The following is a 14,578-nucleotide window of genomic DNA, read 5'->3' on the forward strand; positions in this document are numbered from 1 at the left end:
GAAATCATAGACGATTCTGGAGAAACCGAAATATGAGCATACGACTACCGTCTCGGTATGAAGATCTGGATAGCGTCCGTCAATCTGGTGTAAATTCGGGCGCTGGACCGGGCCGTCATGATCAGGCGGCTTTTGGTGTCATCTGAAGGGGCTTTTCCTCCTCAATTCTTGGTGTGTTGAGCTCTGCCATGCCCTCGATCTGCATGTAGCGGTGCTGAAGCTGCCATTCGTCGTTGGCTTCGAGGAGCACGGCTCCGATGAGCCGGACAATGCTGTCCTCGTTGGGAAAGATGCCGACGACATCAGCGCGGCGCTTCACTTCCTTGTTCAAGCGCTCCAGAGGGTTCGTGCTGTGGAGCTTGGTGCGATGCTGGGACGGGAACGCCATGTAGGCAAGTACGTCAGTCTCTGCATCGTCCATGAAGGCTCCGAGCTTCGGCCATCTGGCGCGGAGCTGGTCAGCGACATGCCGCCAGGTCTGAACGGCTCCGTCATGGTCAGGCTGGATGAAGGCTTGGCGGATCGCGGCGGCCACCATGGTGTGCTGTCCCTTGGGCACATAGGCGAGTGCATTGCGCATGGCGTGAACCCGGCATCTCTGCCACGTCGCGCCGAGCACACGGGTGATGGCGGCCTTCAATCCCTCATGAGCATCGGAGATGACGAGCTTGACGCCCGTCAGCCCTCGGCGCACCAGATCACGCAGGAAGCTCGTCCAGAACGGTTCGGCTTCGGAAGGGCCGATATGCAGGCCGACGATTTCCCGCTTGCCGTCCGTGTCGACAGCCACCGCGATTATTGCCGCGACAGAGACGATGCGTCCGCCTTCGCGCATCTTCAGATAGGTCGCATCTAGCCAGAGATACGGCCAGGCGCCGGAAAGTGGGCGTCTGAGGAAGGCGTTCACACGCTCATCGATATCCTTGCACAGCTTGGAAACGGAGGATTTGGAGATACCGGTCATCCCCATGGCCTGCACCAGCTCATCGACCTTGCGGGTCGATACACCATTGATCCAGGCTTCTTGAATGACGGCCACCAGCGCCTTCTCCACCGTCTTCCTCGGCTCCAGAAAGCCGGGAAAATAGCTGCCGGAGCGCATCTTCGGGATCTTCAGGTTCAAGGTGCCGAGCCGCGTGTCGAGCGTCCGGTCGCGATAGCCGTTGCGCCAGGTCTGGCGGCTTTCGCCACGCTCGTAGCGTCCGGCTCCGATCAGGCCGTCCACATCGGCCTCCATGATCATTTGCAGCACGCTTTCGGCAATCAATCGAAGAAAATCCGGATCGCCGCTCTTCGCGGCAAGCTCGGCAAGAGGTAATCTGTCGTCGGTCATCGGGTCTTCCTTTCGGTCAGGTTGAAGTCTCGCAACTCCACCTTCTCCGACGGGCCCGGTGCCCACCTGACGTCTCGCGGAAAACCAAAGCGAAATCTCCACCGCTTTCTCCACGAAAATCGCCCCCGAAATTACACCAGCTGCGCGGACGTTATCAAGATCTGGATCTGGCATTCAGAGGACGGCTGAAGCCGAACCGCTCACTTATAACGATTACTCAGCAAGCATTTAAATCCATGGAGATAAGCGGTGGAATCCGATTTTTACCAGTGTTCGGGAGCAGTGGAAGCGGGAAGACTTCAGCATCATTAGAGATTGCAACACATCTTCCCGAACTTCACGTATTTTTGCTGCCGAGAGAGGCAATAGAAAAGCCCGAAACTTTAAACGCAACCTTGTTGTCAGAGATCAGAAAGGGCAGAGATAAAAAAATTGTTGCCGTCATTGATCAATATGAAGAAGTAGCCGCTCAACGCACAGCAATTCCTTCTAACTTCGTTGAGGCACTTAGCCTGCTAGACAGAAACAAAAATATATCCACCCCCATATTATTTATATGGTTAACAACTAGTCGCGAATTCCAGTCTTCACTGTCTCAGGCAACGAGTAGAAATCAAAGAATACTATTGTCACAAGATTTTGAGATTTCGAGCATCGATCGAAATGAATGGCCTGAAATTATTCAGGAGACTTTTCAGTTTCACAATCAAGATAAAAGTCTTTCAGACTACGAAATTCTGGATGTTGACGTCGAGCAAATTACTTATAATGAAAACACACTTGGTAGCTCAATAGAGCGGGTCGGTAGCAAGCTGGCAAACTATGCAAGCACTCTTCACGACCTTTCGACTTATCAGGTAATAATGCTTTGGCCAGTTACCGATGGACTTAGAATATCAAGGATACAGCAGTTCACAGATCCTCGCCAAGGATACAAACTTGACTGGAATTCATGGTATAGACAATTAAACTCCGATGATCAAAGCCAACTACCATTAAGGGAATTCAATAGAGCAAGGCTTTATTTTGATTTCAGACTCGTGCCGATTGCGGCTGCTGACATACACCCATTATGTAGAGATTTAGAAGATGATGACTATGATCTTGGCGATAGTTACTTGGAGCGCCTGAAGAAAACGCATTTTTTCTCGATTATAAACGGGAGTTGGCTTCCGGAGAATTACGCACCTCTTCGCGAGCGTACTTCGAAACGCGCCACCGCAGCAAGAGAATGGTATGAGACTGTCACTTCAAAGCCGACACTGCTTGGCAAGAGATTGGCTACTTGCCTAAACAGATCCGGCGTGTCTGCAGAATACGAAAAAACAATTTCCTCAACTCACGGCAAAGTTCGGGCGGATATTCTAGTAAATAGGACGCATACATCGCCCCCCAACGTTATTGTGGAAATAAAGGCGTTTAGTCCAGACAACACAATGCCTTCAACGATAGCATCTGCAGTCCAGGTAACATTGAAGCGGCACGCGCAGTTTGCTGGCTTTCTGCCAAGACAGTAGTCAGCGTTTTCGCTGTGTTTCTTCCCAAGGGGGCGTTAAGCTCCGGGAGGCGCATTCCCCGCCCCCCTCTGCCCTGCCGGGCATCTCCCACAGGTGGGGAGATCGCATCGCGGCGCCGGCTTCCCGCCCCCTGACCGTCGCCATCGAAGACACCGCACCGACCTCTCTATAGACCGAGCGGCCAAACACTCTGCCGATCTCCCCCCTTGAGGGGGAGATGTCCGGCAGGACAGAGGGGGGTGCACCACCGCAAGCGCTCACCGTGAGATAGACACCCCAATGATCTCACGACGCTTTCCGCAGATCCTCGGGTCAAGCCCGAGGATGACGACCGAGAGGCTCCTGCCCCACCACGAATACCAGCGTCCACCCGGGAACCAGCAGCTCAATCTCTTGTGGCACCACCTGCCCCCACCAACGCCGTCATCCTCGGGCTTGACCCGAGGATCCATATCACCGCCCACCCCCCGCCAGCCCCCCCCTCTGCCCTGCCGGGCATCTCCCCCACAGGTGGGGAGATCGCATCGTGGCGCCGGTTTCCCGCCCCATGACCGTGGCAATCGAAGAAATCGCGCCGACCTCTCTATAGACCGAGTGGCCAGCCACTCTGCCGATCTCCCCCCTTGAGGGGGAGATGTCCGGCAGGACAGAGGGGGGTGCGCCACCCGCAAACGCTCACCGTGAGACAGACACCCCAATGATCTCACAACGCTTTCCATAGATCCTCGGGTCAAGCCCGAGGATGACGACCGAGAGGCTCCTGCCCCACCACGAATACCAGCGTCCTCCCGGGAACCAGCAGCACAATCTCTTGTGGCACCACCTGCCCCCCACCAACGTCGTCATCCTCGGGCTTGACCCGAGGATCCATGTCACCGCCCACCCCCGCCAGCCCCCCCTCTGCCCTGCCGGGCTGACCGGGGTTGAGCCACGGGTCTCAACCCGTCCTTCGCCCCCCAAGGGTGGGGAGATCGCATCGCGGCACCGGCTTCCCGCCCCATGACCGTCGCAATCGAAGCACCGCACCGACCTCTCTATAGACAGAGCGGCCAACCACTCTGCCGATCTCCCCCCTTGAGGGGGAGATGTCCGGCAGGACAGAGGGGGGTGCGCCACCGGCACGCCAACATATGTTGTCATCAAGCACCAAAAGACCCCTCCCAACCCTCCCCACAAGGGGGAGGGCTTAACCCGGCCGACCCGCCGGAGCTGATTGAAGCCCGGGCGGGTGCCGCGAAGTGTCTCCCCCCTTGTGGGGGAGATGGCGGCAGCCAGAGGGGGACTTTCTAAACCCGCTCGGCAGCCAGAGGGGGTGTTTTTGCCGACGCACCGACTTCGTTAAGACACTGTTGCAAAACAGCTTTTTCTAGATCCTCGGGTCAAGCCCGAGGATGACGACAAAAATAGTTCATCCCCGCCCCCAACACCTGTGCCTACAATCCTTTCGTCCCGCAGCGGATACACCGGCAGGCGTGCCGGCGATGCGGGGCCGGTTCGGGTCATGAGGACAAGACGCAAAGCCTCATGACCTGAGTCCGTCAACAGGATCCCCCTCCGGCGACCGGGTGGAGGCAATGCGCGTCGGACGTCAGCGCAGTGTCTCCAGAGTTCCCAGCGTTGCGCGCCGGACGTGCCTTATGGGGCACACAAGGGGATGGAGGTCGGGGGTCGCATCGCCCGTTGTCCGCCCGCGTCGTCCGATCAGGAATGACGCCGGGAACGGTGATGGCAACGTCTCCCGCCCATCCATCCAGTCAGAGGGATCGACCGGCGGATAAAAATGCCGAACGGGGCGCTGAGAGGTGCCACATTATTATTTGCTTACGAGGCAGCTTTCAGCGCCCCGGCCGATGCCATCTCCGAAGGGGGATGTGGAGAGAAACAAGGATCAAACCACGGGCCGACAGGTCGCGTGAACGGGAGGGGCTGCGCGGCAGCCGGCGGAGGATTTTGTCGCTGATGAGCAAGGAGCCTGGCAAGGACACCGATGTGGCGTCCGTCATGCGGTGGACGATGGAGGCCCTGGCCGCCCCGGCGCTGGCCTGCGGGCGACGATCCTGCCGCCGCCATCGCCGCTGCGCCGGCAGCGGACTGGAGATGGAGGACACTCCCTGCTACGGGCGCCTGCCCAGCGACGCCCACGACCAGTTCCTCGGGATCCGCGACCTGCATTCCGTCATCGGGGGCCATATCCTGAGAGGCGAACCGATCGATCGGCTGAAGGCGGCCGATCCCGCCGAAAGCGCCATGGCCGTCACCCTGTTTCTCCGCATGATTCCAAAACGCCGATGGCGCTGGGTCCGGCGGGCGCTGGCAAAAGCCGGCATCCCCTCCCCCTTGCCGTCGCGGCGCAAGCCGACATCGAAGCGACACAAAAACGCGGCGCGTTAAACCCGCGTCAACCCGGCCATGCCAGAACATGTGTTTGCACGCATAGTCGAAACTGCAGGAATACGATGATCGGCTTTATCAACACGCACAACCAGCCCGTCTACGTCAACCCGGCCCAGGTGCTCTATGTCACCGTCTACGAGGCCGAGGTCTCGATCATCGCGCTCGCGGTGATGGGCGGCGCCGGCAAACCGGTCACCATCTATGTGCGCGGCAGCGTCGACGAGGTGCAGGCACGTCTCGTGAGCCGCGCCGCCGCCTGAAAACCGCGCGGCGGCCAGCCCCGGCCGACGACATCGAGGCCGATGCCGCGCTCAGCCGGCCAGCCGTGCCGCCTCGGTCGCCCCGTCCCGCACCGCCGGTTTCGGTCCCGCCGACAGATCGACCGCCGCAAAGGCCTCCGCGATCAGTTTTGGCCCGACGCCCGCTTTTGTCGCCTCCGAGGACAGGATCTGCCGATAACGCCGGGCGCCCGAAAATCCCTGGAACAGGCCGACCATGTGGCGCGTGACATGGTGCAGCCGCCCGCCGTCCGCCATCACCCGCTCCGCATAGGCCATCATCGTGTCGCGCAGCGCGAGCCAGTCGAACGAGGCTGTCCCTCCCCCCTGCGGGGAGGCATCAGGGAGGGGTGTTTCCCCATAAATCGCCGCATCGACGCCGGTCAAAAGTCCGGCATTCTGATAGGCGGCGCGCCCCAGCATCACCCCGTCGACATGCGCCAGCTGCGCCACTGCCGCATCGAGATCGGCAATCCCACCATTGATGCCGATGAAGGTCTTCGAAAACTCCCGTTTCATCGCATAAACGAGATCGTAGTCGAGCGGCGGGATTTCCCGGTTCTCCTTCGGCGACAGCCCCTGCAGCCAGGCTTTTCGCGCATGGATCCACACCGCGTCGCTGCCCGCCTCGATGACCCGCGCAAGGAACTCCGGCAGCACCTGTTCCGGCTGCTGGTCATCCACCCCGATGCGGCATTTGACGGTGACGGGAAGCGTCGTCACCCGTTTCATCGCCGCCACACACTCCGCCACCAGCTCCGGCGTCTTCATCAGGCAGGCACCGAACGTGCCGCTCTGCACCCGGTCCGACGGACAGCCGACATTCAGGTTGATCTCGTCATAGGCAAAATCCGCCGCAATCCTCACCGCCTCGGCAAGTTTTGCCGGATCCGAGCCCCCGAGCTGCAACGTGACCGGATGTTCGGCCGCATCATGCCCCAAGAGCCGCTCGCGCGGCCCATGAAGGATCGCATCCGCCACCACCATCTCGGTAAACAACACCGCCCGCCCCGACAGCTGCCGGTGAAAATACCGACAATGCCGATCCGTCCAGTCTATCATCGGCGCAACGGCAAACACGGGAGCCTTGAAATAATTGATGTTTTGTTGTTTTACAGACACTTACGGCACTTTCTTCATCGTCTCGTTTACACTCATTCGGGTCTATTTCCGCCGATTTTAGCACTGGATTTGGTCCAGTGGACCAAATACAATAATCCGTGGACCAAATTAGGAGCCGGCCATGGGCACTATCAGCGCGCGCAAGCGCAAGGATGGCAGCGTCGCCTACCGGGCGCGGGTGCGGGTCATGCAGGATGGCGTGACTTATCACGAGACCGAGACCTTTGACAGACGTCCTGCGGCTGCTGCCTGGATTTCAAAACGCGAACGGGAACTCTCCAAACCAGGGGCAGTCGCCAAATCTAAAAATGATGATCCGACAACATTGGCCAAGGTCATCGACCGCTACATTGAGGAGACCGTCAAGGAGATTGGTCGGACAAAAGCGCAGGTCCTAACGGCGATCAAGAACTATGACATCGCCAACATGCCCTGCTCTTCTATCAAATCGAAAGACATCGTTGAATTCCTGCAGGCACTCACGTCAAAGCCGCAGACCGTCGGAAACTACGCCAGCCATCTCGCTGCGATCTTCGCGATCGCGCGGCCAATGTGGGGCTATCGGCTTGACGAGCAGGAGATGAAGGACGCTGTCAAGGTTGCCCGCCGGATGGGTATCATATCCCGGTCAGCGCAACGCGATCGAAGACCCACGTTGGATGAACTCGATCGTCTGATCGGCTATTTCATTGAACGGCGGAAGAAGGTCCCGCAAGCAATGCCGATGCACAAAGTCATCGCTTTCGCGCTGTTTTCGACCCGTCGCCAGGAGGAAATTACGCGGATCAGATGGAAAGACTTCCAGAGAGAGCACAAGCGTGTCCTTGTGCGCGATATGAAGCATCCTGGAGAAAAGATCGGCAATCACACCTGGGTAGACCTTCCCGATCAGGCGATCCAGATCATCGGCAGCATGCCAAAGGACAAGTCAGAGATACTCCCCTACTCGACCGACGCCATCTCAGCGAATTTCACGCGAGCCTGCAAGTTGTTGGACATCGATGATCTCCGCTTTCACGACCTGCGCCATGAGGGCATTTCACGGTTGTTTGAGATGGGTTGGAATATCCCGCATGTGGCTGCTGTCAGCGGGCACCGTTCATGGATCAGCCTCAAGCGATATACGCACATTCGCGAGACGGGCGATAAATATGCGGGCTGGGATGGGCTCAAGATGGCGATCGAGACCAAATAGAGAACTTACCATATCCTTGGCAGATCACATTGGCCGACGCTTCGCATCAGGAAACGGTAGACACCAGGCCGCTCATTTGCCCCGGTTCGCGGCTACAACAGCATGAGGCATCAGGAATGCAGCGATATCCGTGATGACAGCCATCAATTCACCTGGATTATGGGCAAGTTCTTCAACAAGCGCTCGCCATTGCCGTTGCTTTTGCTGATCCTTGCCAAATGCTTCCGTTAAAGCATCCGGTATTAACGTTGGGATCGGCGTCTCACGCCGATCGAAAGTGGCGGTAATTGCCCGTACCAACCTGTCCTGGTTGAAATCAAACGACCTGCTGAGAATCCAGATGTCGTAGAAATCCTTCATCCGAGTGTTGGCTAGCCCGAGCGCCACCATCGCCTGGAATTTCTCAGCAATGACGGTTTCCCGCGCATAGCCCCGCAGTCGGGGTATTGGGAAATCAAGCATTGAAGGATAATCCAATTCTTCGGCGCCAGGCTCCAGCGCATCACCAAAGCCGATGTCGATCGCCACACTGATTCGGGCGCCGCTGATCGAGGCCGTCGTCCGTAGCCTGAGCCCGCCATATTCCAGCTCCTCTCGAATGCGGTCAACGCGAAGTGCATCAGCGTCGAATTCCACGCCGTCACCGGCGTCCTGCATCAGGATCTCACGAAACGTCGCCAGCATTGGCTCGGCGCTGGGATCGCCGAAGCCCAGCAGATCAAGATCGCGCGTGCCGCGGTGCGGATCATCGAACCAGCTCATCATTAGCATCGCACCTTTCAGTACGAAGCGGTCTGCGTAGGGTGATTGACTGAGCCGGAAAAGCAAGCGTTCAAGAGCGAAGCGTGTCAGAACCAAGTCGAAGCTCTGGCCACCTGCCTTGGCGAGTTGCAGTAGGCGTGCGCGCACCGACGCGCCGATGTTCTTGATCTCCTTAGCCATTTGCGGTCAGCGCCTCAAGGTAAGGCCGGATCACCGTAATGACGCCGCCGTGCTCTGCCTGTTTTGCAATTTCGCCGGGCGTGGCCTTGCGCTGCCGAAGCGCTTCCTGGAGGCCCTCGATCGCCACCGACAGGCCGATCTTATTGCGATATCGGAAACAGTCCGCGATCGTTTTGACGATCCCAAAGACCTTTACGGGCACACCCTCGACAACATGGCTCTCTACGCTTTCATTGAGCAGCCTCTCGGTAAAACGCACGATACGGATCGGCGTGCTGTCGGGTTTCGGAGTCCAGTCCTTTTGGCCGATGGCCAGCCATACCTGTCTTGGAAGCTGGTCGGTCAGGCCGTGGAACGCGAGGGCCGACACAAGGCAGACAACCCCCTTGGGTACCCGTTTGGCGGCCTCAGCCAGGCTATGATTGGAATCAAGCGGGGCGTCGGAAAGCTGATAAAGGCCCCGTGCAAGCCGGAGCACCTCCCCATCCCGCTCCATGCGGCTCATCGTAGCGGCCGTTACGCCAGCGTCGCGCAGCTCTACAAGCCGCGCAATTCCACGCGCCTTCAGAAGGTCTTGGGCTATTTGACGCTGCGAGATGGATGCGGGCATTGATACGATAGCTCGGAACTAAGAATTCACTCTCCGAGGATTTGTATCAAAAATCGACCGTTAAGGGAAGCTTTGACGCTCTAGAATTTTTCAACAAGGCACCAGATCATAATCACAACGCCGCGTCTGGAGCGAGCTGACGCAGTCGAAAAAGCAATTGCCCTACAAAGATCACCTCAAACGACGTCTCGGAAATTCCCGCAGCTATCTGATCGTCAACCGTCCGAAACATCTGCCTGCGTTTAAAAGCATCGTGGACATGACATCAACGATGCCTCCAGAAACCTCACGTCCCGCTGCACGGTGACCCGGTGGGTCAGGCTTTAAAATTCGAATCAATTCTCCCACAATGGGGCAGCACGCTTCGCCTTGGTGAACCCCTTATCCGTCGCCATAAACCTCTGAAGCATCGGAGGGACGAGTTTGGCTGGGTCGGGTGGAGCAGCTTCGCCAGCGGTATGCGCGAGGATCGCGGCATAGGCCTGCAAATCCCTGAACACCGCCGCCGGAAGCTCGACCGTAATCTTGACTGGCCGGTCATCGGGAATACTGGATAGCCTTAGTTTCGTCATGTCGGCTCCCTCGCCGCTCCGTAGGGCTTCATCACAAGATCGCGGTTGACGATCACACGGACAGGAAAACCCGGCCGGATCGTCAGCGTCGGCTGGATGTTGAGCTGGCGACCAACGATCTGCTGGCCGATGTCGGATGCACTGTCCTGGGCGCTCTCACGGATGGCGCGAGCGATGTCGCTTTCGTCATCGGCCGAGAGTTCCACGCCGATACCGAGAAGCGTCGAAAGCGCTGCGGCCCTGAACAGCTGTCCCCAGTGATAATCCACTTCGTCCTCGAGCCCGGAGAACCCTTGAGTGTCGGCGCCCTGCAGACGCTCCAACACGATGAACGAACCGTCCGGCATGATGAGGCGGTTCCAGACCAGCAGCACACGACTCTGCCCGAAGGCGACCTGGCTGTCGTACTGGCCGATCAGGCGCGTGTCTTGCGGAATGAGGAGATGCGAACCGGTCGGGCTGTCATAGACGTGTTCCGTCACCTGTGCGGTGATCTGGCCGGGCAGATCGGATTTAATGCCGGTAATCAGGGCCGCGGGAATGACGGTACCCGCCTGCACGACATAGGGAGAAACCTTCTCCTGCACGCGGTCGGCACTGACGGTTAGCCGGTCAGTCGCGCCATTGAGGAAGGCGAGCTTGCGATCTTGCATGTTCTGCGCGGACCCGGCGTCCAACGGCAGCGTTTCGGACGGAATCGACATGCCGGTGGAGGGATCGACGACAGAAGCGGGTGAAGTTGCCGATGGGCTTGTCTGGGCTCCCGTCGTTCGCTCCCCACGACTGTCGGTGAACAGCTTTGCAAGACGGGCGGCCTCGATCTCGGCAAGACGGCGCTGCTCCTCGGGATCGACGCGCGGTGTCTGGATGCTAGGTGTTACGACCGGCTTGCCCGCCTCCTGCGCCCGCAGGATCGGCCGGCCGAGGTCCCCCGGCAGCGCCGGACCCAGTTTCGGAATGTTGGTGTAATCTCTCGGCAGGCCGGCCAGGCCATCGGCTGGTGTCGTGTTGTCGACATTATAGAGCTCCGTCGCGGATTGGGTGCCGCGCCGGTTGGTGTCGAGCGCCCAGAACAGCGCCGCCGAAATGGCGATACTGGCAACGCCGCCGAGACCGATCAACACCTTACGAGACAACCGCGCGACACGCCGCGGCTCCGGCCGCAGGCGCAGTTCAGCCCTGAGGCCCATATCCGATGATTTTGCAGCCCCTGTCATCGGCTGCGCTCCGAGGAGAACAACGTGGTCCGCTTAGCCACTGTCCGGCCATCGGTGCGGACGATGCGAACACGCTTCTGGCTGTCCTTGTCGCCCAGCCGCAATTCAGCCGCAGCAAACAGCCGATCGACGACATAGTAGTTCTGACGGGCGCGGTAGTTGACCAGTTCGGAATTCCCGGACTGTCCTATCACGAACAGCGGCGGCATTTCGCCTTGTCCGATCCCGGACGGGAATTCGATGTAGACTTTTGCACCATCGTCGAAGGCGCGCATTGGCCGCCATGGTGCTGGATCGCCCTCGATGCGGTAACGGAAGTTCAGTTTCGAGATATCGACGCCGGTGGCGACCGCTTGCGTCTCCGTCGCCCGCGCATTCTGCCGTCGCAGCGCGATCAACTGGTCCTGCGGATATTGCCATGAGACCGATGCCATGTAGGTCGAAGGGGTGGAACGCAGTTCCAAATGGTAGGTGCGCCGGTCGGTGTTGATGACAAGATTGGTCTGGAGATCGGCGCGCGTCGGCTTCACCAGAATATGTACCTGCTTTGAAGCTGCCATACCGCTCTCGGTATCGCCGATGATCCACCGCACGGTGTCACCGGCAGCCACAGGGCCTGAGCCGACCAATTGCTCGCCGGCCTGGAGGGCAATGTCCGTCACCTGTCCCGGTGCTGCATAGACCTGATAGAGCGCGCCGCCCGAGAAGGGATAGACCTGCACGGCGTTGATGAAGCCGTCGCGAACCGGCTGGATGCGGGCGGCTTCGTTGGCCAACGTAATCCGTGCCTTCGGATCGACAGGCTCGGCCTTCGCCTTCTCCCCGTTGATCGGCTTCAACTGGCCGGGTAGCGGCAGGGGTTTCGGCAGTTCTACCACCTTCACGGGCCCGACCGGATCGGCAGTCAGCACGGCGGGTGCCGCATCATCGTAGTCGATCTCCGGCGGAATGTACTTTTTCGCGCAGCCGGCAAGCGCCGATGTGGATATTAGCGTTGCCAGCAGCAGCGATGCACTTTTCCTGTATGCCCCCTTCATTGCGAAAGCTCCTTCGACCAGTTGATTGCGTTGACGTAGACGCCGAGTGGATTGGAGCGCAGCTTTTCAGCGGTGCGCGGCGGCTGGATCACGACGGTCAGGATGGCGGTCCAGCGTTCGGTGGCCGAAAGCTGACCGTTCTCAAACTGTCGTTCGGTCCAGGCGATACGGAAGCTGTCGGGCGAAGCACGGATGACGCTGGATATCTCGACGGCGATCTGGTTCTTGCCAACCTTCGTGAACGGGTCATTGGCACGGGCATAATCATTGAGCGCGATCGCCCCGCGATCGGTGGTATAGTCGTAGGCGCGAAGCCAGTTCTGCCGTACGATGACGGGATCGACAGGAATGCTGCGAACCTGCTCGATGAAACGGGCGAGATGCCAGGCGATCTGTGGATCAGTCGGTCGATAGTCGGTCGCGGCAGAGGCAACGGCCTGCGCCTCCCCGAATTTATCGATCTGCACCACCCACGGCACCACGGTGCCGCGCGTCGATTGCCAGACCAGCGCCGATGCAAAACCGGTAGCTAGAAACAGAGACCCGAAGGCCATCAGCCGCCAGTTTTTCGCCTGCACACGAGCGGAGCCTATGCGCTCGTCCCAGACCTGCGCGGCCTTCTGGTAGGGCGTTTCGGGTTCCGGGGTGCGTGCGTAACGCACGGAAGGTCGTCTGAAGATGGTCATCAACGGTCATCCTGATTGAGAGAGACGGACATGGAACCGCCGCCGTGATCGGCAGAGCGGACCGTATGGGCGGCGGTGCTGACACCGTGACTGACGGTGCTGCTCCGCTTCATCCACTGCGCCCATTCGGGCGGCGTCGAGGACGAAATGTCGGAGCCGGACACGGTGGCGGAGGTTGCGGACTGTGAACCGGCAAACGATGGATCGTTGGTGGCTTCGGGCATGCCGGCGTCGTTCTTGCCGCCGGTCGCTTTCCATGCGGCGGCCTGTCCATTGCGATAGCTGGAGCTCATGGATTGGGATGCGCCTGATGCCATGGCCCTGCCCTTGTTCATGGCAAGACCCGCGGCTGCTTTTGCGACACCGGCAAAAGCGGCAGCACCACCGCCGGTCCCTGTCGATCCGGCGGTTGCGTCACCAAGACCGTATGCGGTCCTGGCGCCGCCGGCGAGTGTGGCCCCTCCCCTTGCCGCACCGCTGGCAGCACTTGCGGCAGCACCAAGTCCAGCCCTGGCACCCATATAGCCGGCGGCTCCGAGACCGGCCGCTGCAAGACCGGTTCCGACGGCAGCGCCTGCTCCGAGTTGCGGGGCGCCCGACACGAGACCGTTTGCAATGCCGGGACCGAAGATCGACAGGCCCATTAAAGACAGCGCGCCCAGCACCAGTGACAGTGCTTCGGTGATGGTCGGCTGCTCGGAGAAACCGGATGTGAATTCGTCGAACAGGCCGGAGCCGATGCCGACGATGACGGCCAGCACCAGTATCTTGACGCCGGAGGCGACGATGTTGCCGAGCACCTTCTCGGCGAGGAAGGACGTCTTGTTGAACAACGCGAAGGGGATCAGGACGAAGCCCGCAAGCGTCGTCAGCTTGAACTCGATCAGCGTGACAAAGATCTGGATGGCGAGAATGAAGAAAGCGACGAGAACGATGACCCAGGCGACCATCAGCACGAAGATCTGCACGAAATTCTCGAAGAAGGCGATGTAGCCCATCAGCTCACCGGCCGCCTTGAGTATTGGATTGCCGGCGTCGATACCGACCTGCGCCACACGGCCGGGCTGTAATAGGTCCGAGGCCGACAGTCTGGAGCCACCGGCCTTGAGGCCAAGCCCGGAAAAGCTTTCGAAGACGATGCCCGCGAGCTTGTTGAAGTTGCCGATGATGAAGGCGAAGAAACCGATATAGAGAGTCTTCTTCACCAGCCGCTGCAGGACGTCCTCATCCGCGCCCCATGCCCAAAACAGGCCGGCCAGCACCATATCGATGACGATCAGCGTCGAGGTCAGGAAAGCCACCTCCCCGCCGAGCAAGCCGAAACCGCTATCGATGTAGGCGGTGAAGGTTTCGAGGAAACGATCGATGATGCCGGTGTTGTTCATGGCGACGGCACCTCGCCGGTCTTCGGCGCGACCGGCCGATCGGTTGCGAAGAACCGGCGGCGATTTTCCGCCCAGGCCTTGCGGCAGGCGGCATCATCGGCAGCGGCCACGCCAAGGTCACGGCAGCGAGAGAGCCCGGTACTGACAGGCTCGCCGCCCGGACGCCCGATGCGGGGGGTATCGGCATCGGTTGCGTCTTCTTCTCGCAGGGCCGCGATTGCGGCGGTCAGCCCTGCACCAAGTGCAAAGACGGCAAGTATTCGGGCGGCGATCTTCAGGTCCATTGTCTC

The 14,578-nt window shown here is 59.5% G+C and carries 14 protein-coding genes; 4 read left to right on the forward strand and 10 right to left on the reverse strand.

The genetic code is table 11. The annotated features are described in order from the left end of the window. Positions 1–121: 121 nt before the first annotated feature. A complete protein-coding gene (locus tag OU993_RS26310; RefSeq protein ID WP_268159800.1) occupies positions 122–1,333 on the reverse strand; it encodes an IS256 family transposase in 1,212 nt (403 codons plus the stop codon). A 236-nt stretch (positions 1,334–1,569) separates the two neighbouring features. On the opposite strand from OU993_RS26310, the gene OU993_RS26315 reads away from it, so the two are divergent. The 3 genes from OU993_RS26315 to OU993_RS26325 all read left to right on the forward strand — a co-directional run bounded on the left by OU993_RS26315 (position 1,570) and on the right by OU993_RS26325 (position 5,504). Next, positions 1,570–2,850, forward strand: coding sequence for a hypothetical protein (locus OU993_RS26315; RefSeq protein WP_268161948.1), 1,281 nt, complete (start codon positions 1,570–1,572; stop codon positions 2,848–2,850). Between the two features lie 1,959 nt (positions 2,851–4,809). Then, on the forward strand, positions 4,810–5,241 hold the full coding sequence (locus OU993_RS26320) for a hypothetical protein (RefSeq protein WP_268161949.1): 432 nt from the start codon (positions 4,810–4,812) through the stop codon (positions 5,239–5,241). Between the two features lie 65 nt (positions 5,242–5,306). Next, entirely contained in the window at positions 5,307–5,504 is a 198-nt protein-coding gene (locus tag OU993_RS26325; RefSeq protein ID WP_268161950.1) for a hypothetical protein, read from the forward strand. A gap of 51 nt (positions 5,505–5,555) precedes the next feature. On the opposite strand, the gene dusA is transcribed toward OU993_RS26325, so the two are convergent. Continuing rightward, a complete protein-coding gene (dusA, locus tag OU993_RS26330) occupies positions 5,556–6,584 on the reverse strand; it encodes a tRNA dihydrouridine(20/20a) synthase DusA (RefSeq protein WP_442793062.1) in 1,029 nt (342 codons plus the stop codon). Between the two features lie 181 nt (positions 6,585–6,765). Here dusA and OU993_RS26335 point away from each other — a divergent pair, with 181 nt between their 5' ends. Beyond that, positions 6,766–7,839: a site-specific integrase gene (locus OU993_RS26335; protein WP_268161953.1), complete on the forward strand. Its 1,074-nt coding sequence runs from the start codon at positions 6,766–6,768 to the stop codon at positions 7,837–7,839. Positions 7,840–7,911: 72 nt separating this feature from the next. Here OU993_RS26335 and OU993_RS26340 read toward each other — a convergent pair whose 3' ends face one another. The 8 genes from OU993_RS26340 to trbK-alt form a co-directional block, all read right to left on the reverse strand. After that, the gene (locus tag OU993_RS26340) at positions 7,912–8,781 is read right to left on the reverse strand and encodes a nucleotidyl transferase AbiEii/AbiGii toxin family protein (protein ID WP_268161955.1); all 870 of its coding nucleotides are present in this window, start codon (positions 8,779–8,781) and stop codon (positions 7,912–7,914) included. Next, entirely contained in the window at positions 8,774–9,391 is a 618-nt protein-coding gene (locus tag OU993_RS26345; RefSeq protein ID WP_268161957.1) for a type IV toxin-antitoxin system AbiEi family antitoxin domain-containing protein, read from the reverse strand. Before OU993_RS26345 ends, OU993_RS26340 begins: the two co-directional genes overlap by 8 nt. 335 nt (positions 9,392–9,726) lie before the next feature. Continuing rightward, entirely contained in the window at positions 9,727–9,963 is a 237-nt protein-coding gene (locus OU993_RS26350; protein WP_268161959.1) for a DUF2274 domain-containing protein, read from the reverse strand. Then, entirely contained in the window at positions 9,960–11,180 is a 1,221-nt protein-coding gene (locus OU993_RS26355; protein WP_268161961.1) for a TrbI/VirB10 family protein, read from the reverse strand. The genes OU993_RS26350 and OU993_RS26355 overlap by 4 nt, the downstream gene beginning before the upstream one ends. After that, a complete protein-coding gene (trbG, locus tag OU993_RS26360; RefSeq protein ID WP_268161963.1) occupies positions 11,177–12,217 on the reverse strand; it encodes a P-type conjugative transfer protein TrbG in 1,041 nt (346 codons plus the stop codon). Before trbG ends, OU993_RS26355 begins: the two co-directional genes overlap by 4 nt. Next, on the reverse strand, positions 12,214–12,903 hold the full coding sequence (gene trbF, locus OU993_RS26365) for a conjugal transfer protein TrbF (protein WP_268161965.1): 690 nt from the start codon (positions 12,901–12,903) through the stop codon (positions 12,214–12,216). Before trbF ends, trbG begins: the two co-directional genes overlap by 4 nt. Further along, positions 12,903–14,288 (reverse strand): P-type conjugative transfer protein TrbL, encoded by a 1,386-nt coding sequence (trbL, locus tag OU993_RS26370; RefSeq protein ID WP_268161967.1) that lies wholly within the window; start codon positions 14,286–14,288, stop codon positions 12,903–12,905. The genes trbF and trbL overlap by 1 nt, the downstream gene beginning before the upstream one ends. Continuing rightward, the gene (gene trbK-alt, locus OU993_RS26375; RefSeq protein WP_268161969.1) at positions 14,285–14,572 is read right to left on the reverse strand and encodes a putative entry exclusion protein TrbK-alt; all 288 of its coding nucleotides are present in this window, start codon (positions 14,570–14,572) and stop codon (positions 14,285–14,287) included. Before trbK-alt ends, trbL begins: the two co-directional genes overlap by 4 nt. Between the last annotated feature and the right edge of the window lie 6 nt (positions 14,573–14,578).

The organism is Rhizobium sp. SL86 (assembly GCF_026672545.1).
Lineage (GTDB): Bacteria > Pseudomonadota > Alphaproteobacteria > Rhizobiales > Rhizobiaceae > Neorhizobium.

Bases quoted from the DNA above. Each gene is read 5' to 3' on its own strand.
- OU993_RS26310 (WP_268159800.1), bottom strand. From the start codon at position 1,333: ATGACCGACGACAGATTACCTCTTGCCGAGCTTGCCGCGAAGAGCGGC.
- OU993_RS26315 (WP_268161948.1), top strand. From the start codon at position 1,570: ATGGAGATAAGCGGTGGAATCCGATTTTTACCAGTGTTCGGGAGCAGT.
- OU993_RS26320 (WP_268161949.1), top strand. From the start codon at position 4,810: ATGAGCAAGGAGCCTGGCAAGGACACCGATGTGGCGTCCGTCATGCGG.
- OU993_RS26325 (WP_268161950.1), top strand. From the start codon at position 5,307: ATGATCGGCTTTATCAACACGCACAACCAGCCCGTCTACGTCAACCCG.
- dusA (WP_442793062.1), bottom strand. From the start codon at position 6,584: ATGATAGACTGGACGGATCGGCATTGTCGGTATTTTCACCGGCAGCTG.
- OU993_RS26335 (WP_268161953.1), top strand. From the start codon at position 6,766: ATGGGCACTATCAGCGCGCGCAAGCGCAAGGATGGCAGCGTCGCCTAC.
- OU993_RS26340 (WP_268161955.1), bottom strand. From the start codon at position 8,781: ATGGCTAAGGAGATCAAGAACATCGGCGCGTCGGTGCGCGCACGCCTA.
- OU993_RS26345 (WP_268161957.1), bottom strand. From the start codon at position 9,391: ATGCCCGCATCCATCTCGCAGCGTCAAATAGCCCAAGACCTTCTGAAG.
- OU993_RS26350 (WP_268161959.1), bottom strand. From the start codon at position 9,963: ATGACGAAACTAAGGCTATCCAGTATTCCCGATGACCGGCCAGTCAAG.
- OU993_RS26355 (WP_268161961.1), bottom strand. From the start codon at position 11,180: ATGACAGGGGCTGCAAAATCATCGGATATGGGCCTCAGGGCTGAACTG.
- trbG (WP_268161963.1), bottom strand. From the start codon at position 12,217: ATGAAGGGGGCATACAGGAAAAGTGCATCGCTGCTGCTGGCAACGCTA.
- trbF (WP_268161965.1), bottom strand. From the start codon at position 12,903: ATGACCATCTTCAGACGACCTTCCGTGCGTTACGCACGCACCCCGGAA.
- trbL (WP_268161967.1), bottom strand. From the start codon at position 14,288: ATGAACAACACCGGCATCATCGATCGTTTCCTCGAAACCTTCACCGCC.
- trbK-alt (WP_268161969.1), bottom strand. From the start codon at position 14,572: ATGGACCTGAAGATCGCCGCCCGAATACTTGCCGTCTTTGCACTTGGT.